Raw genomic sequence first — 24,646 nt, 5'->3', positions numbered from 1 at the left:
TTCGGACGCACAAGACGGAGCGACTCTGGGAGCCTACACTAAGCTCGCGCCGTCGAAGTCCCCGCGACTGTACTCGACGTCGAGCAAGTCGAGGACCGTTGGTGTGATGTCGAACAGATCGGCGTCGCCAATCGTCGCGTCGGGGTGGTCGATGTACAGCGATGTGTTATCGAAACTGTGCATGCCGTTTCGTGGCCCCGTCGTGAAGATGTCCGAGTTGGCCTTGAAGCCGGATTTGAGGTCGAAGCCCTTGTTCGGAATCGCGACCAGATCCGGCGCGATGTCGTCGTGGTCGCCGCGGAACGCCTCTTCTTTCTCGACGACGCGCTCGACGACCTGGTTCCCGTCCGGTCCCTCGAGTTCGAGCAGATCGGCTTTGAGTTTGTCGCGGACGTCGTCGTACTCCTCCTCGGGAACCGAACCGCGGGGTTCGCGGCCCTCGAGGTTGATGTAGAAGCGGCCGGGGATGAACGAGTAGGCTTTCGTGTCGTCGGAAATGTCGCCCAGTTCTTCGGGGGTATCGGTGCCAAAGGAGAGCCAGCCTTCCTGGCGGAGCCACTCGTTGAAGTGGACCTCGTAGTCCAGGCTCGTAAAGCCATGATCCGAGGCAACGATCAGCGTGACGTCTTCGGGCAGACCCTCGCGCAGGCGGCCGATGTAGTCATCGATTTTCTGGTAGAACTCGAGGAACTCGTCTTTGTACTCGCCGTCGCGTTCGTAGTCTTTAAAGAGGAAGTGATTGACCCGGTCGGTCGTCATGAAGACGCCGAAAAAGAGGTCCCAATCGTCTTCCTCGATGTAGTGTTTGAACGCCTCAAAGCGAGCGTCGACGGTTTCGTGAGCATCCTCGATGAAGTCGGCTTTGTCCTCTTCGTGACCGAGTTTCGGATTCACGTCGATCCGGTAATCCAACTCCTCGAGGTACTCACGGACCGATTCGGGGTGAGTTGCCTTCTCGAGGTCGGGTGAGAGAAAGCCAGAGACCATTCGTTGGACGTTGCGCTGTGGAGGGAAGGTGACGGGGACGTTCAGTACGGTCGCGTTCCGTCCTTCTTCTTGGACGCGATCCCAGACGCGGTCGGCTTGGACTTCTCGCCCCATCGGGACGTAGGTGTCGTAGGTACCGACTTCGCGGTCTTGGAAGCCGTAGACGCCTGTTTCGCCTGGGTTGACGCCGGTCGTCAGCGACGGCCAGCAGGCACTCGACTCCGGCGGGACGATACTCGAGATTTCTCCGGCGGTTCCCTCCTCGGCAATCGCCGCGAAGTTCGGGAACAATTCTTCGTTCTCCGCGAGGAGACTATACGGCACGCCATCGACTCCGATAAATGCGACGCGGGGTGCGCCATCGCCCCGCAATCGGTCGAACAGACCCATGGCCGGTGGTAGTTCGACCGTATACAAGAAGGTTCGTTTCGAGACATACTTTTGAGAAGGGATGAACGCGTCCGTGGGGCACACTCGTCTTCTCGGGTCCGTCTCGAGGCGAGGTCTCGGAGGACCCCGGTTGCGTCTGGGCCTTGAGTGCAGTCACTCCTCGCTGTCGTCCGCATCCGGGTCGAAGTTGGTTGGAACGACCGTCAGGTGGGCAAGTCCAACGCCGGCGTCGGACGGCTCACGGGGTTCGTCGGCGGGGGGAGTGGATGCTGCCATAACAGTTCACTAGACGACACCACGCCCAATAAAATTACCCATGCTCATAATGCATCGCCGATGGGTCGCTGGATAACTGGGAGGTATCCAGTCGGATTGGCGGTCACCTTTATTACTCGATACGGGAGTGTCATTCATACCGAAGATCGCCGTCGGGCGACGCCGGTATAGTGGGGATGTCACTCGAGATGAACGGACTAACCGTCACACTCCAGAAAGGAGGCGTTGGCAAGACGACGATTGCGACGAACCTAGCCGAGCGACTCGCCGCGCGCGGACACGATGTGTTGCTCGTCGACCTCGATCCACAGGGCAGTGCAACCGAAGCACTCGGCTGTGGAGACGCCTACGCAGCACAGACGCATCTCAAGCACCTCCTCGAGCCAGATGATCCGACGACGGCCTCCGACCTGGTTCGCTCAGAGACGGGATCGTGGGGAATCGATCTCGTGCCGTCGAATGCGGCGTTACACCAGGTCAGCGCCACGATTCAGACGACCGACAACGGCGAGGCACTGATTCACAACGAACTCGTCCGGCCGCTCTCGGACCAGTACGACTGGATCATTTTTGACTCTCCGCCGACGATTGGCCCGCTCGCCAACGCGGCGCTTGTTGCGACACGCCGTGTCGTCTTCCCCGTCCAGTTGTCGAAACCGAGCGCCGACGCGCTCGTTCGAACCGTCACGAACCAGTTGTTCCCACTGAACGGGCGACTTCCCGACCCAGTCGAGATCCTCGCAATCGTGCCAAATCGCGTCAAAGGCGACACCGAAGAACAGCGCGTCCTCGAGGCCCTCGAGGACAGCCAGTTCGCGCAGTATCTCCCGGACTTTGCTCGCTCGAGTCAGTACGACCGCGAGGACTCGCCGGGGCCGGGGATTCGCGAGCGGATTGCATTCCGTCGCGCGTACCGAGACGGCGTCTCACTGGCGGCTCACGACAGCACTGTTGACATGCTCGAGCGATTTGACTCGCTGGCAGCACTGGCAGAGACAGCGGTCGAAACCGAGACGATGAAAGGTGACTTCCGGTCGAAACGACCTGTCGAGTGATACGGATCGTTGGAGCGTTTTACCGGTGATCGCTCGGATGGGGTCGGCGATCACCGGTAACGAACTACAACGGACCGTATGACGGATTACTGGAAGTTCTCTTCGTAGAGATCCTGTGCGTGTTCAATCGCGTCGTATGCGGCCTGTTTGTCTTCCCAACCGAGGGTTTCCACTTCTTTGCCTTCCTCTAAGTTCTTGTACGTCGAGAAGAACTCGTCAATTTCGTCTCGCTGCTGTTGGGTAATATCCTCGAGGTCTTCGATGTGATCGAAGCGAGGGTCCTCGCTTGGGACAGCGATGACTTTGTCGTCTTGCTCGCCGTCGTCGTCCATCTTCATCAGGGCGACGGGGCGGGCTTCGATGACACAGCCGGGGAACGTCTGATCCTCAACGAGGACGAGGACGTCGAATGGGTCCTCGTCGTCGTAGTACGACTGCGGGATGAACCCGTAGTCGGAAGGGTAGTGGACGTTGCTGTGGAGTACGCGATCAAGGACGACGCCGGGGACGTCCTTGTCGTACTCGTACTTGTTTCGCTCGCCTTTGAGACACTCGACGACGGCGTAGATCTCTTCAGGCGGATTCGGTCCAGTCTCGAGGTCTTCCCAGAGATTGACCATGTACCTGAGAGTCCACGGTCGATCAAAAAGTACTTTCGTAATCGAGTGTCATGTGTAATCGACGGCTACCAGACAGCCGATGGACACGAATCGCAACTCGCGATTCAGTCGATCCGACACCGTCGGATAGCGATACGCCACCACCACCGACACCGAATAGTTGGCAAGTCTTAAATAGTCTGGTGACATTTACACAAGTATGTCAGAGGCACAATCAATCACCGGCGAACAGGGCATCGCACGCGAACTAACCGCGTTCCAGACAAACATCCTCACCATCCTCGCAAAGGAGCCAATGTACGGACTGGCTATCAAGCGAGAACTCGAGGAGTACTACGGAACCGAAGTCAATCACGGCCGACTCTACCCCAACCTCGACGAGCTCGTCGAACTGGGTCTGGTCGAGAAAAGCGAACTCGACAAGCGAACCAACCAGTACTCGCTGACCGACGACGGCTACGAGGCCGTCCTCGACGGCCTCCGCTGGTCGCTCTCGAAGGTCGTCACGGGCGACGACCGCGCTGACGAGATCAGCGAGATCATCGACGACAGCTACGACAACTAACGCGGCCGGTCGTATTCGGGCACTGATTTGTTGGCCGTCTCGTAGACGAGCCTGATCGAGTCGTCGATCACCGCTCGCTGTCTCTCTGACGGCCATGCGTTTCGAACGAAGTACTCCGTGCGAAACTCCGTGAGTTCCTCGCCAGTCACTGACTCGATCTGTTTTGCGTAGTGATTACTGACGAAATCCACGAACGTCTCAGCGTTGTCCCCGTGGACATCGCCGTCGGACTCTCGGACGCGTTCGGCAAGGTCGCGATTGTGTGTCTCGACTGCATCCCAGTCATCGGGATCTTCCGCCCCCTCGAGTTGGATCTCGACGGCGCGTGAAATGTCGTCAATCCGGTCGGTTCGGATAACACCCTCGGCAGCGTCGTGCCACTCCTCGGGGTGTAACACGAGCACATCATCGCCGTCGTCGTCGCGGATTCGCGATGTAAAGTCGTGCTCCTCGAGGAGGTCCTCGCGGTGGTCGGCGTAGGCTGTGGCCTCGTCCGGGTCGTGGGCCTCGCGCTCGAGGTGCGTGAGACGCTCAGCGTCCTCGACGATATCGTCCGGCAGTTCGTCGTCGTCCGACTCGCTGGCTGGTGCGTGCCCATCACCGGACTCGTCGGTCCTGTGACTCTGGTCGCTCATGGCAGTCGGTACGTGTCGAACGGTTTTGCCCTTGCTGATCCGACCTCGAGGCTCTGTCTGGAGTCGCCACTCTCAGGCCTGATCCATCGCTTCGTTGGCCAACTCGTCCGCGCGGTCGTTGACCTCGCGGGGAACGTGCTCGAGTGTCCACTCGTCGAACGCAGAAAGGAGTTCGTGGACCGTCACGCGCTTTTCGCGCAGTTCCGGGTTGTTAGTGTTGTACTCGCCCCGAACCTGCTTGACGATGAGCTCAGAGTCCCCACGGATGTGGAGTTCGTCGTAGCCGTAGTCCCGGGCGGCCTTGAGGGCGGCAATGAGTGCCTCGTACTCGGCCTGGTTGTTCGTCGCGCGACCGATAGTGTCGCTGCCCTCGGCGACGATGCCATTACTCGAGACGAGTAGCCAGCCGATGCCGGCTGGCCCCGGATTCCCGCGCGAGCCGCCGTCGAAATAGGCGTATGCGCGGCCACTGCTCTCTCGGAGCAGCGCCTCGAGTCGCTGCGGGGTCCCGCCTTGGATGACGACTTTGTCGTCGTAGGCGACCGCTGTCGCGCCAGCGTGACTCGCTCGCCAGCGCTCGTGGTCCGTATTTCCGCTTTCAACGGCGACTCCGGCGTCCTCGAGGCGATTTCGGGCTGTCCCAACGTCACATTCGATAACCGGCATTCGTTCCTGTGGTCGGCCAGTTCCGGATAAATGCTTTCCGGTTCCAGATAGTAAATACACCGTTTGAGTCCGCCTTGCGGTTGATTTCGGCAGGTTCGCTTCACCTACTCAAAACACCGGCGAAGGGTTTATATATTGTGGTGATACTACTATAAAAGTGCGATGACACGGTCCACCCGCCAGCGGGAGCGAACGCGTGAGACGGACGAGACCGAGGATCAGGAAGGGGTACGTGCCTGCCCCGAGTGTGAATCGGATAATCTCGTTAAGGACTCTGACCGGGGTGAGCTCATCTGTGAAGACTGTGGGCTCGTCGTGGAGGAAGAAAAGATCGATCCAGGCCCTGAGTGGCGGGCGTTTAACCACCAGGAACGTCAGGAGAAGTCCCGTGTCGGTGCACCGACGACACAGACGATGCACGACAAGGGACTGACGACGACGATTGACTGGAAGGACAAAGACGCCTACGGGCGCTCTATTTCCTCGAAAAAGCGCAGTCAGATGCACCGACTGCGCAAGTGGCAAGAACGCATCCGAACGAAAGACGCCGGCGAGCGAAACCTGCAGTTTGCCCTCTCCGAAATCGACCGGATGGCATCTGCACTCGGCGTTCCGCGGTCGGTACGGGAAGTCGCGTCGGTCATCTATCGACGCGCGCTCAAAGAAGACCTCATCCGCGGGCGCTCTATCGAGGGTGTCGCAACGTCGGCGCTCTATGCCGCCTGCCGGAAAGAGGGCATTCCGCGCAGTCTCGAGGAAATTTCGGAAGTCTCACGTGTTGAACGCAAAGAAATCGGTCGAACGTATCGGTACATCTCGCAGGAACTCGGCCTCGAGATGCGACCCGTCGACCCGAAAAAGTACGTCCCGCGCTTCTGTTCTGAACTCGAACTGTCCGAAGAAGTCCAGACCAAAGCCAACGAAATCATCGAGAAAACGGCTGAGGAAGGATTGCTCTCGGGCAAGTCCCCGACCGGGTACGCTGCAGCGGCGATCTACGCCGCCTCGTTGCTCTGTAACGAGAAGAAAACCCAGCGCGAAGTCGCTGACGTCGCACAGGTGACTGAAGTGACGATCCGGAACCGGTACCAAGAACAGATCGAAGCGATGGGCATTCACGGCTAACACCGTCCGCTCACGCCGTCTTTTTTAGCGATACTGACCGATGAGCGTCTGGTCTGTCTCTGCGCAGGTCGGTTCAACCACCGAGTGCTGTGCTCCGGCCGCGACTTACAAACGCGACGTACCCCCCGTGGTGGGCTGGCGCATGCGACCTCGGTTTCAGTCTGACATCGCACTCGAGGAGCCTCTCATCGACTCGAGGCGGAACTGTGGGTTCACCAGAAGTAGCTTGTCCATGTGCTAGTTTGGGCACTGTTTCATCAAAAACACCAAATATTGTGGCCAAATCTCTATAAGAGAGTCTGTTTGGAAAACAATCGTTTTCAAACGGACGAGATTAAAATACAAATGGGAACCCTTATCCGTCAGGCGCGATTCGGTGTAATTGCAATGGCAAACGGTAAGGTTGATTTCTTCAACGACACAGGCGGCTACGGTTTCATCGATACTGACGACGCAGACGAGGACGTCTTCTTCCACATGGAAGACGTTGGCGGTGAGGACCTCACGGAAGGTACCGAGATCGAATTCGACATCGAGCAGGCCCCCAAGGGTCCCCGCGCGACCAACGTCGAACGCGTATAACTCCGGTTTCAACGCGTACAACTACGGTTTCGTAGGATCGCCGTAAGGCGACTTACGCAACCACTTCTTCATTTAATCAGCACTCGAGTAGCGACGCTGCTACTCTCCGGCAGACTCCATCGGTGAGTCTGCCCGCGTAATTCCGACCTCGATATCCGCCGCTGCAGCTTTGTATTCGGGGATTTTCGCCCGTTCGTCGAGCACGTCATTTGTCAGGACGTTCGCTGAGGCCGCCGCGAAGTGAGGAGTCGTCCAGACGACGCCCTCTTTGATGTCGTCGGTGACCTGTGCCTCGACAGTAATTTCGCCACGACGCGATGTGAGGACGACCTCGTCGCCGTCTTCGATCCCGTATCGCTCGGCGTCGTTCGGGTGGACGTCAACAAAGTTCTCGGGTGTCTGGCGATTAAGCGTCGGCGAGCGCCGACTCATCGTCCCCGTATTGTAGTGTTCCTCGAGTCGCGCCGTCGTCAGAATCAGTGGGTACTCGTCGTCGGGCGTTTCTGCGGGTGGGGTGTGGCTGATGCCCTCGATGTGGCCCTTCCCGCTCTCGGTGTCGAACTCGTGTTCGTAGAGGAACGGATCGCCTTCGTCGCCGGGTTCATAGCAGGGCCACTGGATACCGTCTTCGCCGAGGCGGTCGTAGCTCATGCCGTGATAGCTCGGACAGACCTGCCGGAGTTCCTCGAAGACGGCTTCGGGGTCGTCGAAGTCGAAGTGCTTCGCGCCGTCGTCGAACAGTCGCATTCCTACTGTCGAGAGAATCTCGAGGTCGTGTTTCGTGTTCTCGTGAACCTTGTCGACACCGCGCATACGCTGGACACGCCGGTCGGTGTTGGTGACGGTGCCGTCGCGCTCGGCCCAGGTGGTTGCGGGCAACACGACGTCGGCGTATTCGGCGGTTTCAGTCATGAAGATATCCTGGACGACCATGAACTCGAGGTCCTGAATCCGCTCGATGACGCTGGTGGCGTCCGGTTCGCTCATCACGGGATTTTCTCCCATGACGTACAGCCCGCGGACCGCATTACCGAACTGATGTGAGATTTCGACGTTCGTCAGGCCCGGTTCGTCCGGAATCTCGAATCCCCAGACGTTTTCGACTCGAGTGCGGGCCTCGTCGTCATCGACGAGTTGGTAGCCCGGCAGGACGTTCGGCATTGCGCCGACGTCGCAGGTTCCCTGGACGTTGTTCTGGCCGCGAAGCGGGTTGACCCCCGTGCCAGGACGGCCGAGGTTCCCTGTGATCAGCGCCAGATTAATCTCGTTTTGGACGTTGTCGACGCCGCAGGCGTGCTGGCTCATTCCCATGCCGGTGAAGATGGCCGCGTTGTCCGCGCTTGCGTACTTTTCGGCGGCGAGTTCGATCTTCTCGAGCGGAAGGCCACACTCCTCGGCAGCGGCTTCCTTGTCGACGTCTGCGAGCGTCTCTTTGAGGTCTTCGAACCCCTCAGTGCGGGCTTCGACGAACGCCTCGTCGATCCAGCCGTCTTCGGGATTGGCCTCGTGGTGCTCGAGGATGGTCTGCAGGACGATAGTGAGCAGTGGGATGTCAGTGCCTGGATTCAACTGGAGATGCTGGTGGCGCTCCGTGTCGTCGATCTGGAAGGATCGCGTGGTCTTGTTCGCGTGGGGGTCGATTTGGATGACTGTCGCACCCTCGAGCACTGCTTGCCGGAAGTACTGGCTGTTCGCGATGGGGTGTTGTTCGCCGGGATTTGCCCCTTGAATCCAGAACAGGTCGCACTCCTCGCGGAGGTCTGTCATGCTGTTGGTCATCGCCCCCGCGCCGAGGCTCGTCCGCAGCGCCCAGACTGTCGAGGCATGGCACATCCGCGTGCAGTTATCGACGTTGTTCGTGCCGTAGCGTCGGGCGAGTTTCTGGAGGAGGTAGTTCTCCTCGTTCATGGTCTTCGAGGAGCCGAAAAAGCCCATCGAGTCCGGGCCGTAGGACTCGTGAATACGCTCGAGTTCGTCGACAACGAACTCGTAACACTCCTCCCAAGTGGCCTCGCGGAACTCGCCGCTGTCGTCTCTAATGAGTGGGTCGGTGAGTCGGTCTTCGTGGTCGACGACCTCCGTCGCGGCCCCGCCTTTGATGCAGATTCGACCTTGGTTGACCGGGGCACCACCCCACGGCATGAACTGGACGTCACCGGGTCCGTCGCCCTGTTGGACCTGAATCCCGCAGCCGACGCCACAGTACGGACAGATCGTCTTGACCGGCTCGTGCGTATCTCCTGACATGGGTACCTCCGAGATCGACCGCTCTCGTGTCAGGACGGATGTCGACGCCAACGTGCATGAGTGTTTCTCCCACACACTGTGAGTTTCGATAACCAGCTATTGGCAGTCTGTCGGCGCTCGTCGGCGCCCTCGAGTGACACTCTACTGTGCTCCCATTGCCGGCGCAACTCAGACGGCGAAAATCAGACGACGAACGTCAACACGAACGCGCCGGTTAGCACGAGGCAAATCCAGACGCTAAAGATGATCGCAGCGTGCTGTCCAGTCAGTTCCTCCCCGTCGAGGAATTCGCTCAGTTCCATCACTGTGTGAGCAGGGGTGCGATGCTACTAACGGTCAAGCCGATTCCCGATGGGCGAGAATCGGCTGGCGATTGATTCTGGTCTGCGTAACGACTACGACTGGGGCCGTCGTGCGTTCGCCCATGGCGTTGACGGCCTCGACTGTCAGGGCAACGGCAGCCGACTACCGCGAGCACGAGCCACTGTATCCGGTCGAACAGGAACAACTCGAGACGCTCCCAGCCGCACTCGAGTCAGGCACGTACGGCTGGCGCGACCTCGAGTGGATCGTCAGGTGGTACTATCGCCGGTCGCTCGGCGACGTGGCGCACACCGAACGCAGAGCGGCCGAGGCAGCATTCAGGCGGAACGACTTCGAGAGCGTTCAGGCAGCACTCGAGGCAGTCATCGCCACCGAACCAGCAAACGTTGGCGCGCGACTCGAGCGACTGACGGCTCTCAAGGGTGTCGACGTGCCGGTTGCCTCGGCGTTTCTGTTTGTCCTCGAGCCGGAGCGATACATCGTGGTGGGCGAGCGCGAGTGGCAGGCACTCGTCGCGGCTGGCGAGTTGGCCGGTGACTATCCCAATCCACCGACACCGGCCGACTACGAGCGCTATCTCGCGTGCTGTCGAGATCTCTGTCAGCGCCTCGAGTGTGAGATGTGGACGCTGTACCGCGCACTCTGGCGACTGCGTGGAGCATAACGGAACCGGGCGGGGCGGGGGAGTGCCGCCCGATGAGAGACATGAGCGTTACGGCCTCCTGTCGTCAATCTCCGGTCAACGCCAGGTTCGGCGATCACCGGGGATCCGGTACAGCAGTCCGTAGTGACTCGACGCGGGGGCGAGTCCACAGTCGAGCAACCGGGCACGAACCACGCAATCGGCTGGTCAGCACAGTCGCTGGCAAAGCGCGTACCCGACGGGGAAAACCCCGCATGTAGTCTCAGGACCGGGTGCATCTTTGTTATGGATCGAGTTGAGCAACCGTAGCGAGTCCAAACTGCACACAGGAACCGAATATCGGCTGTATAGCCCGAATATACGACAACCCCGTCCGCTGCTGGCCTCGAGAACCACATCTGACAGACGTCGACTGCGTTGCACCCGGAACGGACTCGAGGGCGCACTCGAGCGACCGTCCTCGAGTGCGAGCGGTGACTGCGTTGTTGCTCTCGCCGACCAACTTGTTGGTAGAGTATCCCTCGCGACAGCCCGCTCAGAGACTGCGAGTAAGCAGGTGCTAACGGCTTTCTGGTGGTGGTTATCGAACAGTTTTCGATGCCTACTACCCGCGTGATGAACGCTGCAATCGCTGTTGACGGCCGAGTACGCACGTGTTACTGACCGCTGGCAGACACTACTGTATGCGTCTTGTTACCATACCATTCGCAGACTGAGAGACCGACTGAGAATGCGGTAATTTGGCCGTAGGAGCGGCTGGCTTTCGGTTACAAGCCGGATAACTACAACTGGTGCAGCCGACCGCTGAGATATGATCACCTGCACTAACTGCGAGACGCCCCAGTTCCTGCAGATCACGCAGAGCCGTGTCTACTTCGAAGATGGCGAAGACATCAACGAGATCTCTGAGTCCTACGAGTGCACCCTCTGTGGCTCAACTGGGCAGTACATCTACGATGAGGACCACGACGAAGAGACCGTCACCGGCGACGTCGAGCGCACGACTGAACGGCCGAAGTTCGCGTGACCGGCCCCCAGAGTCCGTCGCTCGGCTCTACCCGGTTGTGTCTGCTGCCGTAATTTATCAGCCTGTGCTCGTTTTCGTTCCGAATTTCGTTCCACACCGCCTCGAGTCTTGCCTACTCTCGGTTCCGACGCGGAATTGGTCTGGTTCCTGGATTGCTCGAGTTGATACTTCCCAGTGCTTCCTCGCGATTCGGATTTCGTTTGCCACGCCGGGTAATCGCCGAGCGTCTATGCTCGAGGTCCCACTGCTCGAAGAGGCCGTACTCCGTCATCGTCTCCATTCCCGCAATCGCGGCGGTGAGCTTGACGCCAACGAGTGGGATATCTGCGACCGAGACGATCACGTCTGCCCGGAGAATCGCGCCATCGCGTAACACCACGTCGAGCAGATCGACGAGTGCCTCGTCGTCTTTGCGCGGTTTCATGGTTCTCGCTGCGTTCGCTGGTGAGTGGTCCCTCCCGCTTCGTTCGTCTCGCTCTCGTCCCCACCGCCGAGTTCCGGCGCAAACGTATACGGTGGCCACGGGCCAGTAAAGCGAACCTCGAGACCGTCCGCTGAGGCGACATCGTCGAGAATAGCCCCAATCTCGCCCTGATCATCTTCGTGAGCGAGCAGGGTAAGTCGACACAGCGTCTCACCGTCGCTCGCATCTTTGGCAACCGCATCGTCATCGAGTGTCGCCGTCGGCGACCGCTCGAGGCTGTGAACTTCGCGTGCGACCTCGTCGAGTCGTGTCTCGAGGTCGGCAGTCAATGACTCCCGGCGGTGTGCCCGGAGTTCGGCAAGTCGCTGGTTGCGTTTCTTCTCGAGGAGGAAGGCGGTTCCAGACTCGGAGTCGCCGATCTTCGCCTCGAGTTCGCGCAGTCGCTCGTCGCGCTCGATTAGGGCATCGTCGCTGATGGGGTCGGTTTCGACGACTTCGACGCGGTACTCCCAGTGGCCGGCCAGTTCCGAGAGGACGTGCTCGAGCAACTCCCGTTCCTGTCGGAGCCACTCGCGGACGCGCTCGTCGTCGCCGCGCAAGATCGTATCGAACTGGAAGGGGATCGGCGTGCCGAACGCCTCGCCAGCGTCGTCGACGACGGTCTGATGGCGGACGAGCCAGCGCCGAACCTGGGCCAGATCCGCCGAATCGTAGATGCCGTCGCAGGCGTGACAGACCGCGCCGATGCCGTCCTCGACGACGACGGAGACGGATTCGCCGTCGACGCCGGTTGCCTCGAGCGATGGCTCCTCGTCCGGAACCTGCACGAGACAGTACAGATAGCGCCCGTCGTCGATTTCGGGGACCTCTCCGTCGGTTTCGGAAATCGTCGGATCGGCGTTCTCGAGGGCGTCGGCAGCCTCGCCGGTCTGTTCGTCGAAGCTCACTGGTCGTCACCTCCGAAGACGGAGTAGCCGGGCTGGCTGGGTTGCATGGTGGTCGGATCGCCCTGCAGTTGTTCGATTGCGTCACCGACGAGTCCGTCAAGGTCGCCACGGAGATCATCGACGCTCTCGTCGATTTCCTCGTCGTCTTTGAGCTGTTCGATCTCGGCTTCGATGGTCTCGAGTTGGGCCCCGAGGCGTTCGATTTCCTCGTCCGCCAGATCGCCCGATTCCATGCGGCGGACGGCCTCGCGCTCTAAGGCCTCGATCAGGATCTCGACGACGGTGACGACGAGCGTCACGAGTCCCTGGCGGGCGTCCTCTCCGTCGCCGACGTCGATCTGCGTCACTGTGACTCACCCTCCGACTCGTCGCCGTCGGTGTCGTCGTCCGATTCATCACCGATCTCGGTCAGGGACTCGCCAATTCCGCCGTCGCCGCTGACCAGATCGAACCCGCCACTCGTCGGTTCGTCCGGGTCTGGGCGCGCGCTCACGTGCTCGGTTCCGCGCTCGCCGGATTCGTCCGAGAGCAGTCCCCCGTCTTCGTCGTCGCCAGCGTCGCTTTCGCTCTCGGCGTCGCCGGTGTCTTCGCCTTCGGAGTGCTGTTCGTCACCATCCGCTTCGGGTTCGGGCGTTACGTTGACGCCTCGAGTCGGATCAACCACCGGCCTCGCGTCTCTCATTTCGGCCAGTTCCGGCTCGCCCGCGGCTTCAGCGACGCGGCGCATATCGGTTCCTTCGGGGAACTCGAGGCCGTACTTCGCTGCGGTTTCGAAGGAGGCGATGGCGGCGCGCAACTGGACGCCAAGCAGTTGCGTGTCGCCGATTGAGACCGCGATATCCGCGTTGATGACGATCCCTTTGTCGAGCAGCATTTCGACGACTTCTGCGAGATCCGCCTTCTGGCGGCTCGGCTGGAACTCATCGACCATTGGCCTCACCTCCGGAGGCACCGGCATCCGGTGCCGAGTCGATCACTGCGGGCAATACCTGTTTGGCTGTCTGGTGTCGCGTTGTCTCAGTCATTGTCATCCCTCCGCTTCTTGCGCTCCTGTTCGAATCGCCTCCCGTAGATTCGTTTTCGAGTGGGTGCAGTCGAGTAGCGCACCTCCTGTGGCACGGTCGAGTGTTTGACGCCGCTGCCGACGGCTGCCCGTTCGGTCGGGAGCGTCGACACCGCCGTTGGATTCCGCGAGTTCGTACTCGTATCCTGCCGGCGCATCTTCTCGCGGTTGAACTCATAGAGGCGGTCAAACTTCGCATGCGTCTCGAGCAGGGCAGACCGAAAGGCGTCGATACCCTCCATTGCGCCCTGCTGGATGGCGACCTGGTAGGCTTCGGGGTCGTCCATCACGTCGATGTCGCCAAGCGTCTCAGTCATGTCCGCATCGTCGAGGAGGTCTCCGTCCCCCACGTCATCGAGCAACTCGCCGTCACCGTCGTCGTCCGTGACCGACGAGACGGCCTCACCGACCAATCCGTCCTCGCCATCGCCGAGGTCGTCGACTGCATCCTCGAGATCGCGTTTCTCCTCCCAGAGGTCGCCCAGATCCGTCGCATCCCAGGCGTTGAGCAGGTCAATCGCCCGAAACACCTGCGTAAAATCCACGACGTCGGTCGCGCCGGTATCTTCGTCCGCCAGCGCGGCCGGAATCTCGCCAACCTCGAGCGCCTCGAGCAACTCGTCAGCCTCGATGGCATCGGGCACCTCCGTCAGGTCAATCGTCTCGAGGACCGTCTCCATGCTCGAGGCGAGCGTTGCGAGCGTCTCGACATCGCCGACGACGTCCTCGAGTGCGCTGTCCTCGAGTTCGTCGAGGCTGTCAACGTCGCCGAGGGCGGTTTCGAGCGTGGTCAGTGCCTCCTCGCCGTCCTCGAGAACGCTATCGAGGTCGTCGATCTCGAGGTCACTCATCGTTGTCCTCCGTCGGCGGGTCTCCGCCTCCCGTCGCGCCATCGTCCCCGGATATCGGTTCGATCTGCACCGTGAGCACGCCGTTTTTGATCGTCGCGTTGGATGTCCGCTGCCCGTCCGCCCAGGGAATCTCGATCCGCTCGAGTTCCTGGCCGGAGACGCCGATCACCAGCATGGACTCGTCGAAGCCGACCGTCACGTCATCGGGCTCGATACCGTTGATATCGGCGGTGACGAGCAGTTCGTCGTCGTACTCCCGCTTCGTGACGCGATGGTCACTCGTGGTTGTTCGTCGGGTTCGAGACCGACTCGAGTCGCTGGAATCGACTCCACTGTGTGCTGGTGACCGCCCGCTGTGCGGCCCCCGCTTTCCGGGTGATGCACCCGTGTCGCGACCTCCCTCCTCGAGATCATCAATCGACCGCATCGAGATGTCGTAATCGATGACCGAGCGGTTGTTCTGCCGACGTCCGGTCGTTCGCCGCCCCGTCTTGTCGTCGCTATCGAGCGCGGCGAGGGCTGACAGCAGCGTCGAAAGCCAATGGTCGTCACTCGAGTCATCACGGTCATCCGGTTCGCTTGGGTGGAAATTTCCAGTCATTACGATTTTACCTCGACACGGCCGCTCGTGAGCCGCTCGTGGACCTCTTGTGCGATTTCGATCTCTTCCTCGAGTTCTTCTTTGCGGTCTTGATACTCCGTCTCCGACAGTTCGCCCAGTTCGTACAGCAACTGATTCTCCTTGAGATCGGCCTCGAGCGCCTCGATGTCGTACATCTCGCTGAGCGCCATCGTATGCAGTGTGTCGACGATACCGACGAACGGCCGGAACAGGAGGTCATCGAGAACGAACATGGTTACTGGTTGGCTCCGATTTTCACGTCGACGAAACTGTACGGTGCGAACGGCCCCGTGTACCGGAACGTGAGGTCGTCGTACTCCTCCTCGAGGTCGGCAACCGCGTCGTCGAACGTCTCGCGTTCGTCACGGTCGACGAGATACGAGCGATTGAGCACGAGCCGGTCACTGAACAGATCGTTCGGTACCGACTGAGCAGCAATCGGCTCGAGTGCGTCGGCGACGGCGTCGTCGATTGCCGCATCGTCGACCTCGGCGTCTTCGTCGCGGACGACTTTTAGGCCGAGTTCGACGCGGCCGTCGATATCGTTTATCGCGCGCCGAAAGGCCGGGCGTGCGCCTCGCAGGACGTTCTTCAGCGTGCGGTCGCTCTCGAATGCCATCCCGAACTGCATCGGGACGATTGAGCGCCCGCCGTCTGTCTCCATAATCTCGCGCAACACGTCGTCGTGGCGCTGGGCGTCCTCGTCAGTCTCCTCGGGATCGGTCGTATCGATATCCGAGACGACAGCACCGATCCGACGATGCGAGACGGTGTAGATCTCGTCGGCTCCGGCGACGGCATCCGTCTCGAACTCGACGGGTTCGTCGCCGTCGATAATGCCGTAGACGTAGCGGTTCGTACTCGTCTTGCTCATTGGTCGATCACGCTCGGTTTCGAGCCGGCACGCGAGTCGCGCGGGCGCTCGGCAGTGGGAACGGTCATCATGGAACTCGACATGGTCGCTGTTAGCTGTCACAGGGCTGTGAACCACGATAGTCGGTTCACAGGTACTCGAGGAACTCGTCAGGGGAGGATTCGGCCCGCCAGCCGGTTATCGTGATGCTTGCAGTCGCAGTGTGTGCACATCCCATGGGCGAGAGTGAGAGAAGAAACAGTGACCGAACAGGCCAATCAGACGAAGTCGAGACGGCGTCGCACGTGGCTTGCAGTCGCAGCGCCAGCCGTGTTACGACACCGGCGTGAACGACAAGATGTATTATGGCACCAACAGCAAGCCGGCGACCCGATGCCTCGAGTCTCGCGGAAGTCCTTGACCGCATCCTCGATAAGGGTGTCGTCATCGACGTTTGGGCGCGTGTCTCAGTCGTTGGGATCGAACTGCTCACGATTGAGGCGCGTGTCGTCGTCGCCTCCGTCGACACCTTCCTGCACTACGCGGAGGAGATTGCAAAAATTGAGCAAGCCACCGCAGAGGGCGATCTCGAGGACCTAGAGGAACTCGAGGTCGAACAGCGTCCGGAATCATCGCCACAGTCTGCCACCGAATAATCCACATGGCGGACGATTCCTCGCGAAAGCGCAAGGTTCGCGGTCGGAAGATCAGAAGCGACCGATCACAGAAGGAAGCTCGGAACGCGAAGAAGAAACTTGCACGCCAGTCGTCAAACGGCCAGTCGAACACGAACGGCAGTTCGCCTGCACCCACCGGCAACGGCGACAGTCCGATGGCCGACCCGGCCGACGTCGAACCGGAGCCGTTCGTCGAAACCGACGCCGTCCGGTCGGTTCGGGATCGCGTCACCGGCTGGCTCGAGGCCGATCAGCCGGTTCACCTGATCGGGCCGACAGGCTGTGGGAAGACGGCCCTTGCGCTGTCGGCAGCGGCACAGCGAGGACGCCCAGTCGTGTGGCTCAACGGCGATGACGCGGTCGACACCGCAGCGCTCGTTGGGACGCACTCGGGTGGTGAGCGATACAAAGAGACCGACAACTTCGTCGGCGGCGTGAGCAAGAAAACCGAAATCGTTCGCGAACGCTGGGTCGATAACCCGCTTTCGGTGGCCGTCCGCGAGGGCGCGACGCTCGTCTACAACGAGTTCTCGCGCAGCGACCCCGCCGCACACAACGTCTTGCTCTCGGTGCTCGAGGAAGGCGTCCTCGAGCGGCCGGGCAAACGCGGCGAGGATCGATCCATCGAGGTCCATCCCGAGTTCCGGGCAATCCTCACCTCGAACGACGTCGAGTATGCGGGCGTCCACCAGCAACAGGATGCCTTGCTCGACCGCTTCGTCGGCGTTCACCTCGACTACTACGACGACGAAACCGAACGCGAAATCGTTCGCGAACACGTCGACCTCGCCGACGAAGACATCGCGACCGTCGTCGATGCGACCCGGCAACTCCGCGACGACCTCGAGGTCGTCGTCGGGACGCGAGCGGCGATTACGGCCGCGAAGGGGCTGACAGTCTTCAACGGCGAACGCAATGGCGATGACGAGGAGGCCGACGAGGGGCAGTTCGATGAAGACTTGCTGACCGAGGTGTTCACTGACGTGCTCGCGCCGAAGGTCGTCGGTGAGGGAATCGAAACCATCGACGAGTTACAGACACAGATTCGCAAGGCGGTCTAAGACCGCCTGACTCGCATCGATTGATAAGCACTGCAAAACGAAGGCACAACCCGTTCCGTCTACACTATGGCCGAAGCCGACAGCCAGAGAGCAAACGACCAGTGCAAAGCGAAAACTGCGGACGGTGAGCGCTGTTCACGGCCAGCCAAAGAGGGCGGGTTTTGCTACCAACACGACGAGAGTGATCCAACCGTGAGTGACAGTCAAACAGCAGACACCGAACAGGACGAACAGGCCGACCAACAGGACGACTCGAGCGACGAGAGCCGAAGTCGCGATCTCAGCACCGATATGACGGCTGAGGAAAAGACCGACCCCGAGTCGGTCGATGCGGACGTCGAGACCGACACCGAAGAGATCCAGGGCGTGCTTGCCGTTCGGCAAACTGTCCAATCGACAGCCGGCGAACTTATCGGCCGCGAGTTCGACGCCGTCAGTGAAATCTCCCCGACCGACGACGGCTGGCGTGCGGTCGTCGAAGTCGTCGAACGTCGATCCGTCCCCGACACGCAGGATATCATCGGCCGCTACGAGATCGAACTCGACGAGAACGCGACCGTTCACGGCTACCGACGACTCGACCGCTACCGACGCGGCGACACTGGCGACTTCGAGTAATCGTCGCCGGCCGCTGGCTGTCACCCACTCTCTCGTCGACCCTATTTTGTTGTTCCGTGGGCAACATATTTTCGCCCCAACCCGGCTGCCGCGCTCGAGCGGGCGGCCCTGACGACCACAACAGCGAAGGGCCAGCCACGCCACGTCTCGAGTACCTGTGACCGAGACGCCCGCGTTCGATGCCGTGTCGCTCCCGGTTCGCGGCCTCGAGGTCGACCCCGATACTCGCTGTGCACACTACCACAACGACCGCGATGTCGTCGCCTTTCGGTTCGCCTGCTGTGACGCGTATTTTCCGTGTTTTCGCTGCCATGAGGAACTGACTGACCACGAGGCAGTCCCGTGGCCCCGCGAGCGGTTCGACGAGTCCTCGGTGCTGTGTGGCGTCTGCGAGGCAGAACTGCCCGTTCCGGCGTATCTCGAGGCCGACTATCGCTGTCCGTCGTGTAACGCACCGTTCAATCCCGGCTGTGGAAACCACGCGGCGCTGTACTTCGAGACGGACTCGGAGTGACTGCCCACCATCGACCGCCACCGCGACTCGATCTGTTTCATCAACGTATATGTGTTGAACAGCTGAAATGCGGATAGAAAATATGAAGTCCGAGTCCTCGAGCGAGATCGACGATGGTGTCACCGAAACGGCTCCCGCCGCCGCCACCGCGACGCGGGGACCGACCGATCCCGATGACCGAATCGTCAGTCTCGACGTGCTCAGGGGATTTGCACTGCTTGGCATTCTCGTCATCAACATCTGGCTGTTTGCCCTGCCGATGGTCGGCTGGCTCGATCCGACCCTCTACGGTGATCTTTCCGGTGGCAATTACGCCGCCTGGTTCGTCAGTCACGTCTTCTTCGAGCAGAAGTTCGTGACACTGTTTACGTTCCTGTTCGGGGCCGGCATCGTCCTGTTTATGCAGTCAAAAGAACGGAGCGACCAGCCTGCTCGCCGCCTTCATTTCACACGGACGTTCTGGCTGCTCGTGATCGGGTTGGCACACGCCTATCTGCTCTGGTACGGCGACATTCTCGTCGCCTACGCCTGCTGTGGCTTCCTCGTCGTTTTCGTCCGCAAGTGGGGGCCAAAGCGCCTGCTCGCACTCGGTCTCATCATGTTTGCGTTCCCGGCGCTCATCTACCTGCTCAGCGGCGTTGGCTACGTCGTGTCGGATGCGGGCACGCAGGCCGAAATAGAGAGTCAGATTCTGGGGAGTTTCGGCGCTGGGCCCGACGAAATCGATCAGGAGATCGCCGCCTATCAGGGTGGCTGGCTCGAGCAGGTCGAGTTCCGTGCTTCGACGGTGTTCACGCAACAGACGGTCGGGTTCATCTCGGAGACGTTCTGGCAACTCGGTGGGCTGATGCTCATCGGCATGGCGCTGTTCAAGTGGGACGTGCTCTCGAACGGGCGCTCGAGGGCGTTTTACCGGCGCTTGCTCGTCGCCGGTGGGACGACCGGCTTGGCCCTGATCCTCACCGGCGTCTGGTATCGCGAACTGGTCGCGTGGGACACGGCGCAAGTGTTGTTGCTCGCGTACCTGTTCAACTACTGGGGATCGCTCTTGCTGGCGCTTGCGTACGTCGCCGGCATCATGCTCCTCTGTCGGGCCGCAGCCGGCGGGCGCATCGAAACCGCGCTTGCAGCCGTCGGCCGAACGGCGTTTTCGAACTACCTGTTACAGACGGTCCTCGCCACGTCGATCTTCTACGGCTACGGACTCGGCCTGTTCGCGACGCTTTCCCGACTCGAGTTACTCGGCGTTGTCGTCCTCATCTGGGCGATTCAGGTGCCGCTGTCGGTCGCCTGGCTGCAGCGATACCGATTCGGCCCCGTCGAGTGGTGCTGGCGCACGCTGACCTACGGCGAGCGCCAGCCGATGCGCCGCGAGTGAGCGCGATAGAAATCCTTCTTCCCCGACAAGTCGGGGCAATAGTTATACGCGATACCTACTGAGTTGTGGTGACCACTCGAAGCTGCATGAAGATTCTTACCTGTAACGCTGGCTACCTGCTTGGCTATCAGAACATCCTCTGGGGATACGTCCCGCCGCCACTCGGCTCGGTGGTTGGCGACGCCGCCGTCGAACGCGAAACACTCGAGCAACTGGTCTCGGTCATCGAACGCGAACGCCCGGACGTGGTCTCGCTGCTCGAGGTCGACCGCGGCTCCCATCGCACCGTCACCGACGGCCAGTTCCGCACGCTCCTCGAGTCGCTTCGCGACCGCGGCCTATCCTACGGCGGCGACGTGGCAAACAAGTACACCGATGGCGGCCTCCTCGAGTCGATGCCGTTCTGGGGCCATCTCGGAAATGCCGTCCTCTCGCGGGCCGACCGAAAACCGCTCACACACTACCTCTCGGCCGGTCGCAAGCGACTCGTTATGGAACTCGAGCTGGCCGCCGACGTAGTGCTCTTTGCGGTCCACCTCTCGCTTCGCGCCAGCAGTCGAAAACGGCAACTCAGCGAACTCGCAGAGCTAATCGCAGAGCGCGCGAACGGCCGCGACGTCGTCGTCACCGGCGACTTCAACACGTTCGAGGGCCCCACGGAACTGTCGACGTTCACCGAGCGGACCGGCCTCGAGACACGCGTTCCCGGCGAGACCGTTCCCGCCCGGCCGTTTGACGACCTCTTCGTCGACTCGCGTAGCCTCGATCTGTTTCTGTGCTCGCCCTCGCTGACGGTCGAACGCTGTGACGTGCTCGACGTCCAACTCTCCGATCACCGACCCGTCGTCTTAGAGATGGGCCACTGATCAACCCTCGGCGCGAACACGCCGCTTTCATTACACATGACAGTATACGTATGGTAATGAGCGTCCTCGAGCGAGACCCCTCCATCGGACTGTTGGGAACGAACGATGACGACCGACGCGTGCAAGCAGCCCTCTCCGACCTGTTTTCCGGCGACGGAACAATCTACATCGTCAGCGGCTACTTTACCTACCAGGGCTATCGCTCAATCCGCGACGACATCGTCTCCTTTCTCGAGCGCGCCCGAGACAACGAGTTGATTCTTGTCGTCGGTCCTGCCTCCGATCAGTTCTCGGCGCGTATCGCCTACGATCTCTGGGCACTCGACGAACACGACCAGATCAAACTCTACAAGCAGTCACGAGGGCTGCACGCGAAGCTTTACATCCGCGACGGACCCCGGCCGAACTGTATTATCGGCTCCGCAAACATCACCCAAGTCGCGTTCGAGTACAACGTCGAACTCGGCCTCGAGATGACTCGAGAGAGGACGGATCATCCGGATTTGCGGCCGTTTTTCGACTGGGTAGAAACGCTCGTCGATGACTCTGTGCCGCTGCGGCGTCGCGACCTGTTCGGTCCCGTACAGGTCGGCAGTTCGTTCGTCAACTGGTCGAACAAGGCGCGACTGCTCCCGGTTCGAAACGTGGCGCTCCGGGTGGTTCCGGTTCTCTTGCTCGTGGTCATGCTTGCAGTGCTGTTTCGATTCGTCTAGAGCTGTCTCGACATCGTGAGCGCGAATCCAGCAAGGTATTTCCGCGTTCAGTGCCCCGATTTGGGTATGGATCCGGCGCTTGGCCCGCCCGACGCGATGGCCGAGAAACGCGACGAGTTGACGCCGATGATGGCACAGTATCACGACCTCTGTGCCCGCTACGACGACGCTATCGTCCTCTTTCAGGTCGGAGACTTCTACGAAACCTTCTGCGGTGCAGCTGAACGATCCGCACGCATCCTCGAGATTGCCCTCACCAGCCGCGAGGACTCCACCGGCGAGTACCCGATGGCCGGCATTCCAATCGACAGCGCCGAGTCGTACATCGAGGACTTGCTCGAGGCCGGTTACCGCGTCGCGGTCGCGGATCAGGTTGAGGAGCCGGGCGAGACCTCCGGCGTGGTCGAACGAGCCGTTACCCGCGTGATTACGCCGGGGACGCTCACGGAGGACGAACTGCTCGCGAGCGACGACAACAACTTCGTCGCGGCGGTCGCTCGCGGCTCCGGAGACGCCGACCCCGCGACCACAGCCGATGCGGAACTCGCACTCGCCTTGCTCGACGTGTCGACGGGTGATTTCCTCGCGACGAGTTCGGACTCGAGGGAGGCAATCGCGGACGAAATCAGTCGGTTCGCGCCCGCCGAGGCCGTCGTTGGACCCGACGCCCCGACGGACCTCTGTCCCGACGGCTGCATGGTCACGCCCTACGACGAGCGCGCGTTCGACCGCGAACTGGCAGGCGAGAAACTCGCGACGTACTTCCGAAACCCAGACGCCCTGCTCGCGAGCGACGCCGAAATCCGCGCCTGCGGAGCCGTCCTCGCCTACGCAGAGTACGTTCGCGGCGGCGCACACGAGGGCGAACGCGGCGAGAGCGGGAGCGACGATGCCGACAGCACCGACGCGACCGAACCCAGCGACGACTCGCTCGAGGCCCCCGCAGATGGCACCCACCTCGAGTATCTCACTCACCTCACGCGCTACGACCCGCGGGAGTACCTCCTGCTCGATGCCGTCGCCCTGCGCAGCCTCGAGTTGTTCGACCCGCGCGGGGTCTACGGCCGGGACGATGCAACACTCGTGGGCGTCCTCGACGAGACCGCGAGCGCGCTCGGCGGGCGCAAACTCCGCGATTGGCTCCGGCGACCGCTGCTCGAGCCCGCACGGATCGAGGCGCGACTGGACGCGGTCGAGGAACTGACGAACGCGGTCCGGACTCGCGAGCGACTGCACGACCTGCTTCGGAACGTCTACGACCTCGAGCGACTGATCGGCCGCATCTCTCGCGAGCGAGCGAACGCACGAGACCTGCGCTCGCTACACGAGACGCTCGCAGTGGTGCCCGAGATTCGCGAGCAGGTCGCCGACGCTGACTGCGAGCGACTCGCGAGTTTACACGAGAGTCTCGACCCACTGGCCGACGTCCGCGAATTACTCGCGGACGCAATCGTCGACGAGCCACCAATCGAGATCACGGAAGGCGGAATCATCGCCGAGGGCTACGACGAGGATTTAGACAGGCTGCGCGCCACGGCGCGGGACGGCAAGCAGTGGATCGACGACCTCGAGGCGCGCGAACGCGAACGCACTGGCATCGACTCGCTGAAGGTCGGCCACAACTCGGTCCACGGCTACTACATCGAGGTGACGAACGCAAATCTCGAGGCCGTCCCTGAGAACTACCAGCGCCGCCAGACGCTGAAAAACTCCGAGCGCTTCGTCACGCCGGAACTCAAGGATCGCGAGGACGAAATCGTCGGCGCGCAGGAACGCGCGGATGACCTCGAGTACGAACTCTTCTGTAACGTTCGCCGCGATATCGCGGCCGAAGTCGAACGCGTCCAGGCCCTGGCCGACGCGCTCGCGACGCTCGATGGGCTCGTCTCGCTCGCCACGGCCGCGGCGCAGTACGATTACTGCCGACCGGCAATTGTTGCCCGCGATGGGAGCGGACAGGCCAGCGGAGGCGACGGCGACCGCATCCTCGAGATCGAGGGCGGTCGACACCCGGTTGTCGAGCGGACACAGGAGTCGTTCGTGCCGAACAACGCCCGATTCACTGACGACCGGCGGTTGGCGGTCATCACGGGGCCGAATATGTCCGGAAAGTCGACGTACATGCGACAGGTCGCCCAGATCGTCCTGCTCGCACAGGTCGGGAGTTTCGTCCCGGCACAGTCGGCGCGACTGACGCCGGTCAACCGAATCTTCACGCGCGTGGGCGCGAGCGACGACATCGCGGGCGGGCGCTCGACCTTTATGGTCGAGATGGACGAACTCGCGACGATTTTGGGCGAGGCCGACGAGCGCTCGCTGGTCCTCCTTGATGAAGTGGGTCGGGGAACCTCGACCGCAGATGGCATGGCCATCGCGCAGGCGATCACCGAACACCTCCACGACGCGGTCGGTGCGACGACGCTCTTTGCGACTCACCACCACCCGCTGACCGAACTCACGGACGCGCTCGAGGGTGCGTTCACGCTCCATTTCGAGGTCGAGCAAGTCGACGGCGAGGTCGTGTTCCACCACGAAATCGTCCCGGGTGCGGCGTCGGGGTCGTACGGTGTCGAGGTCGCGACCGCGGCGGGTGTGCCCGAAGACGTCGTCGAACGCTCGCGAGAATTGGTTGCCGCCGCTGAACCGTTGGAGTCGGGTGCGCTCGAGGACGACTCAATCGGTTCCCGTTCGGCCGCTGTGAGCGACCCCACACTCTCGCCGTCGGCGACTGCTGATGGGGGCGATATTCCGACTGACGTTGCAGCGGAACTCCGCGCGCTCGATCTAGCACACCTGACGCCCGTCGAGGCGCTGACGGAATTGGATCGGTTGAAACAGTTGCTCGAGAAATGAGAGCTCTTCGGACGGGTACTCGAGTGCGCCGGGTCGAGCGCAATCTGATGACCCCCAAACGATA

At 61.3% G+C, this 24,646-nt stretch carries 28 protein-coding genes; 14 read left to right on the top strand and 14 right to left on the bottom strand.

Annotation, left to right across the window (positions count from 1 at the left end):
* Window positions 1–33 precede the first annotated feature (33 nt).
* Together B2G88_RS17800 and B2G88_RS20105 are read right to left on the bottom strand one after the other, a co-directional pair.
* Entirely contained in the window at window positions 34–1,377 is a 1,344-nt protein-coding gene (locus B2G88_RS17800; protein ID WP_087715554.1) for an alkaline phosphatase family protein, read from the bottom strand.
* A 153-nt stretch (window positions 1,378–1,530) separates the two neighbouring features.
* Window positions 1,531–1,653 (bottom strand): hypothetical protein, encoded by a 123-nt coding sequence (locus B2G88_RS20105; RefSeq protein WP_054862703.1) that lies wholly within the window; start codon window positions 1,651–1,653, stop codon window positions 1,531–1,533.
* 188 nt (window positions 1,654–1,841) lie between these two features.
* Here B2G88_RS20105 and B2G88_RS17795 point away from each other — a divergent pair, with 188 nt between their 5' ends.
* Window positions 1,842–2,708: a ParA family protein gene (locus B2G88_RS17795; protein WP_054862740.1), complete on the top strand. Its 867-nt coding sequence runs from the start codon at window positions 1,842–1,844 to the stop codon at window positions 2,706–2,708.
* An 86-nt stretch (window positions 2,709–2,794) separates the two neighbouring features.
* Here the strand turns inward: B2G88_RS17795 and B2G88_RS17790 are convergent, their stop codons facing one another.
* Window positions 2,795–3,328: an inorganic diphosphatase gene (locus B2G88_RS17790; protein ID WP_054862704.1), complete on the bottom strand. Its 534-nt coding sequence runs from the start codon at window positions 3,326–3,328 to the stop codon at window positions 2,795–2,797.
* Window positions 3,329–3,527: 199 nt separating this feature from the next.
* Between B2G88_RS17790 and B2G88_RS17785 the strand changes: the two genes are divergently transcribed.
* Window positions 3,528–3,893: a PadR family transcriptional regulator gene (locus B2G88_RS17785; RefSeq protein ID WP_054862705.1), complete on the top strand. Its 366-nt coding sequence runs from the start codon at window positions 3,528–3,530 to the stop codon at window positions 3,891–3,893.
* Here B2G88_RS17785 and B2G88_RS17780 read toward each other — a convergent pair.
* Together B2G88_RS17780 and rnhA are read right to left on the bottom strand one after the other, a co-directional pair.
* Window positions 3,890–4,528, bottom strand: coding sequence for a DUF7108 family protein (locus B2G88_RS17780; protein ID WP_054862706.1), 639 nt, complete (start codon window positions 4,526–4,528; stop codon window positions 3,890–3,892). The genes B2G88_RS17785 and B2G88_RS17780 overlap by 4 nt on opposite strands.
* Before the next feature lie 72 nt (window positions 4,529–4,600).
* A complete protein-coding gene (gene rnhA, locus B2G88_RS17775; protein WP_054862707.1) occupies window positions 4,601–5,194 on the bottom strand; it encodes a ribonuclease HI in 594 nt (197 codons plus the stop codon).
* 162 nt (window positions 5,195–5,356) lie between these two features.
* Here rnhA and B2G88_RS17770 point away from each other — a divergent pair, with 162 nt between their 5' ends.
* Both B2G88_RS17770 and B2G88_RS17765 read left to right on the top strand, forming a co-directional pair.
* Window positions 5,357–6,319 (top strand): transcription initiation factor IIB, encoded by a 963-nt coding sequence (locus tag B2G88_RS17770; protein WP_006108914.1) that lies wholly within the window; start codon window positions 5,357–5,359, stop codon window positions 6,317–6,319.
* 387 nt (window positions 6,320–6,706) lie between these two features.
* The gene (locus B2G88_RS17765) at window positions 6,707–6,901 is read left to right on the top strand and encodes a cold-shock protein (RefSeq protein ID WP_054862708.1); all 195 of its coding nucleotides are present in this window, start codon (window positions 6,707–6,709) and stop codon (window positions 6,899–6,901) included.
* 99 nt (window positions 6,902–7,000) lie between these two features.
* Here B2G88_RS17765 and fdhF read toward each other — a convergent pair whose 3' ends face one another.
* On the bottom strand, window positions 7,001–9,148 hold the full coding sequence (gene fdhF, locus B2G88_RS17760; RefSeq protein ID WP_087715553.1) for a formate dehydrogenase subunit alpha: 2,148 nt from the start codon (window positions 9,146–9,148) through the stop codon (window positions 7,001–7,003).
* 424 nt (window positions 9,149–9,572) lie between these two features.
* On the opposite strand from fdhF, the gene B2G88_RS17755 reads away from it, so the two are divergent.
* Together B2G88_RS17755 and B2G88_RS17750 are read left to right on the top strand one after the other, a co-directional pair.
* A complete protein-coding gene (locus B2G88_RS17755) occupies window positions 9,573–10,136 on the top strand; it encodes a hypothetical protein (protein ID WP_054862709.1) in 564 nt (187 codons plus the stop codon).
* A gap of 790 nt (window positions 10,137–10,926) precedes the next feature.
* Window positions 10,927–11,142 carry a hypothetical protein gene (locus B2G88_RS17750; protein ID WP_054862710.1) on the top strand — a complete coding sequence of 72 codons (216 nt, stop codon included), beginning with the start codon at window positions 10,927–10,929 and terminating at the stop codon, window positions 11,140–11,142.
* 112 nt (window positions 11,143–11,254) lie between these two features.
* On the opposite strand, the gene gvpM is transcribed toward B2G88_RS17750, so the two are convergent.
* From gvpM to B2G88_RS17710, 8 genes are all read right to left on the bottom strand, one after another.
* Window positions 11,255–11,566: a gas vesicle protein GvpM gene (gene gvpM / locus B2G88_RS17745; protein WP_054862711.1), complete on the bottom strand. Its 312-nt coding sequence runs from the start codon at window positions 11,564–11,566 to the stop codon at window positions 11,255–11,257.
* Window positions 11,563–12,513, bottom strand: coding sequence for a gas vesicle protein GvpL (gene gvpL, locus B2G88_RS17740; protein ID WP_087715552.1), 951 nt, complete (start codon window positions 12,511–12,513; stop codon window positions 11,563–11,565). The genes gvpM and gvpL overlap by 4 nt, the downstream gene beginning before the upstream one ends.
* Window positions 12,510–12,860 carry a gas vesicle protein K gene (locus B2G88_RS17735; protein ID WP_054862712.1) on the bottom strand — a complete coding sequence of 117 codons (351 nt, stop codon included), beginning with the start codon at window positions 12,858–12,860 and terminating at the stop codon, window positions 12,510–12,512. Before B2G88_RS17735 ends, gvpL begins: the two co-directional genes overlap by 4 nt.
* A complete protein-coding gene (gene gvpJ / locus B2G88_RS17730; RefSeq protein ID WP_087715551.1) occupies window positions 12,857–13,444 on the bottom strand; it encodes a gas vesicle protein GvpJ in 588 nt (195 codons plus the stop codon). Before gvpJ ends, B2G88_RS17735 begins: the two co-directional genes overlap by 4 nt.
* Before the next feature lie 86 nt (window positions 13,445–13,530).
* On the bottom strand, window positions 13,531–14,427 hold the full coding sequence (locus B2G88_RS17725) for a hypothetical protein (protein WP_087715550.1): 897 nt from the start codon (window positions 14,425–14,427) through the stop codon (window positions 13,531–13,533).
* Window positions 14,420–15,028, bottom strand: a complete 609-nt coding sequence (locus B2G88_RS17720) for an Hsp20/alpha crystallin family protein (RefSeq protein WP_087715549.1) — start codon at window positions 15,026–15,028, stop codon at window positions 14,420–14,422. The genes B2G88_RS17725 and B2G88_RS17720 overlap by 8 nt, the downstream gene beginning before the upstream one ends.
* Window positions 15,028–15,282 (bottom strand): gas vesicle protein GvpF, encoded by a 255-nt coding sequence (gene gvpF, locus B2G88_RS17715; protein WP_087715548.1) that lies wholly within the window; start codon window positions 15,280–15,282, stop codon window positions 15,028–15,030. The genes B2G88_RS17720 and gvpF overlap by 1 nt, the downstream gene beginning before the upstream one ends.
* A gap of 2 nt (window positions 15,283–15,284) precedes the next feature.
* Window positions 15,285–15,923 carry a GvpL/GvpF family gas vesicle protein gene (locus tag B2G88_RS17710; RefSeq protein ID WP_054862713.1) on the bottom strand — a complete coding sequence of 213 codons (639 nt, stop codon included), beginning with the start codon at window positions 15,921–15,923 and terminating at the stop codon, window positions 15,285–15,287.
* A gap of 344 nt (window positions 15,924–16,267) precedes the next feature.
* Between B2G88_RS17710 and gvpA the strand changes: the two genes are divergently transcribed.
* From gvpA to mutS, 8 genes are all read left to right on the top strand, one after another.
* Entirely contained in the window at window positions 16,268–16,558 is a 291-nt protein-coding gene (gvpA, locus tag B2G88_RS17705) for a gas vesicle protein GvpA (RefSeq protein ID WP_054862714.1), read from the top strand.
* A 5-nt stretch (window positions 16,559–16,563) separates the two neighbouring features.
* The gene (gene gvpN, locus B2G88_RS17700) at window positions 16,564–17,640 is read left to right on the top strand and encodes a gas vesicle protein GvpN (protein WP_087715547.1); all 1,077 of its coding nucleotides are present in this window, start codon (window positions 16,564–16,566) and stop codon (window positions 17,638–17,640) included.
* Window positions 17,641–17,706: 66 nt separating this feature from the next.
* A complete protein-coding gene (gvpO, locus tag B2G88_RS20100; RefSeq protein ID WP_054862715.1) occupies window positions 17,707–18,258 on the top strand; it encodes a gas vesicle protein GvpO, halophile-type in 552 nt (183 codons plus the stop codon).
* A 157-nt stretch (window positions 18,259–18,415) separates the two neighbouring features.
* Window positions 18,416–18,772, top strand: coding sequence for a CHY zinc finger protein (locus tag B2G88_RS17690; protein WP_245835434.1), 357 nt, complete (start codon window positions 18,416–18,418; stop codon window positions 18,770–18,772).
* 82 nt (window positions 18,773–18,854) lie between these two features.
* On the top strand, window positions 18,855–20,150 hold the full coding sequence (locus tag B2G88_RS17685) for a DUF418 domain-containing protein (RefSeq protein ID WP_087715546.1): 1,296 nt from the start codon (window positions 18,855–18,857) through the stop codon (window positions 20,148–20,150).
* A gap of 86 nt (window positions 20,151–20,236) precedes the next feature.
* Window positions 20,237–21,016, top strand: a complete 780-nt coding sequence (locus B2G88_RS17680; protein ID WP_087715545.1) for an endonuclease/exonuclease/phosphatase family protein — start codon at window positions 20,237–20,239, stop codon at window positions 21,014–21,016.
* A gap of 56 nt (window positions 21,017–21,072) precedes the next feature.
* Window positions 21,073–21,729 carry a phospholipase D family protein gene (locus B2G88_RS17675; protein ID WP_054862717.1) on the top strand — a complete coding sequence of 219 codons (657 nt, stop codon included), beginning with the start codon at window positions 21,073–21,075 and terminating at the stop codon, window positions 21,727–21,729.
* 66 nt (window positions 21,730–21,795) lie between these two features.
* A complete protein-coding gene (mutS, locus tag B2G88_RS17670) occupies window positions 21,796–24,582 on the top strand; it encodes a DNA mismatch repair protein MutS (RefSeq protein WP_087715544.1) in 2,787 nt (928 codons plus the stop codon).
* Window positions 24,583–24,646 lie beyond the last annotated feature (64 nt).

Origin of the sequence: Natronolimnobius baerhuensis, from assembly GCF_002177135.1 — an archaeon.
GTDB classification, from domain to species: domain Archaea; phylum Halobacteriota; class Halobacteria; order Halobacteriales; family Natrialbaceae; genus Natronolimnobius; species Natronolimnobius baerhuensis.
The sequence above is the reverse complement of the archived record's forward strand: the minus strand, read 5'-3'. Positions and strand labels throughout refer to the sequence as shown.

Bases quoted from the DNA above. Each gene is read 5' to 3' on its own strand.
- B2G88_RS17800 (WP_087715554.1), bottom strand. From the start codon at position 1,377: ATGGGTCTGTTCGACCGATTGCGGGGCGATGGCGCACCCCGCGTCGCA.
- B2G88_RS20105 (WP_054862703.1), bottom strand. From the start codon at position 1,653: ATGGCAGCATCCACTCCCCCCGCCGACGAACCCCGTGAGCCGTCCGAC.
- B2G88_RS17795 (WP_054862740.1), top strand. From the start codon at position 1,842: ATGAACGGACTAACCGTCACACTCCAGAAAGGAGGCGTTGGCAAGACG.
- B2G88_RS17790 (WP_054862704.1), bottom strand. From the start codon at position 3,328: ATGGTCAATCTCTGGGAAGACCTCGAGACTGGACCGAATCCGCCTGAA.
- B2G88_RS17785 (WP_054862705.1), top strand. From the start codon at position 3,528: ATGTCAGAGGCACAATCAATCACCGGCGAACAGGGCATCGCACGCGAA.
- B2G88_RS17780 (WP_054862706.1), bottom strand. From the start codon at position 4,528: ATGAGCGACCAGAGTCACAGGACCGACGAGTCCGGTGATGGGCACGCA.
- rnhA (WP_054862707.1), bottom strand. From the start codon at position 5,194: ATGCCGGTTATCGAATGTGACGTTGGGACAGCCCGAAATCGCCTCGAG.
- B2G88_RS17770 (WP_006108914.1), top strand. From the start codon at position 5,357: ATGACACGGTCCACCCGCCAGCGGGAGCGAACGCGTGAGACGGACGAG.
- B2G88_RS17765 (WP_054862708.1), top strand. From the start codon at position 6,707: ATGGCAAACGGTAAGGTTGATTTCTTCAACGACACAGGCGGCTACGGT.
- fdhF (WP_087715553.1), bottom strand. From the start codon at position 9,148: ATGTCAGGAGATACGCACGAGCCGGTCAAGACGATCTGTCCGTACTGT.
- B2G88_RS17755 (WP_054862709.1), top strand. From the start codon at position 9,573: ATGGCGTTGACGGCCTCGACTGTCAGGGCAACGGCAGCCGACTACCGC.
- B2G88_RS17750 (WP_054862710.1), top strand. From the start codon at position 10,927: ATGATCACCTGCACTAACTGCGAGACGCCCCAGTTCCTGCAGATCACG.
- gvpM (WP_054862711.1), bottom strand. From the start codon at position 11,566: ATGAAACCGCGCAAAGACGACGAGGCACTCGTCGATCTGCTCGACGTG.
- gvpJ (WP_087715551.1), bottom strand. From the start codon at position 13,444: ATGGTCGATGAGTTCCAGCCGAGCCGCCAGAAGGCGGATCTCGCAGAA.
- B2G88_RS17725 (WP_087715550.1), bottom strand. From the start codon at position 14,427: ATGAGTGACCTCGAGATCGACGACCTCGATAGCGTTCTCGAGGACGGC.
- B2G88_RS17720 (WP_087715549.1), bottom strand. From the start codon at position 15,028: ATGACTGGAAATTTCCACCCAAGCGAACCGGATGACCGTGATGACTCG.
- gvpF (WP_087715548.1), bottom strand. From the start codon at position 15,282: ATGTTCGTTCTCGATGACCTCCTGTTCCGGCCGTTCGTCGGTATCGTC.
- B2G88_RS17710 (WP_054862713.1), bottom strand. From the start codon at position 15,923: ATGAGCAAGACGAGTACGAACCGCTACGTCTACGGCATTATCGACGGC.
- gvpA (WP_054862714.1), top strand. From the start codon at position 16,268: ATGGCACCAACAGCAAGCCGGCGACCCGATGCCTCGAGTCTCGCGGAA.
- gvpN (WP_087715547.1), top strand. From the start codon at position 16,564: ATGGCGGACGATTCCTCGCGAAAGCGCAAGGTTCGCGGTCGGAAGATC.
- gvpO (WP_054862715.1), top strand. From the start codon at position 17,707: ATGGCCGAAGCCGACAGCCAGAGAGCAAACGACCAGTGCAAAGCGAAA.
- B2G88_RS17685 (WP_087715546.1), top strand. From the start codon at position 18,855: ATGAAGTCCGAGTCCTCGAGCGAGATCGACGATGGTGTCACCGAAACG.
- B2G88_RS17680 (WP_087715545.1), top strand. From the start codon at position 20,237: ATGAAGATTCTTACCTGTAACGCTGGCTACCTGCTTGGCTATCAGAAC.
- B2G88_RS17675 (WP_054862717.1), top strand. From the start codon at position 21,073: ATGAGCGTCCTCGAGCGAGACCCCTCCATCGGACTGTTGGGAACGAAC.
- mutS (WP_087715544.1), top strand. From the start codon at position 21,796: ATGGATCCGGCGCTTGGCCCGCCCGACGCGATGGCCGAGAAACGCGAC.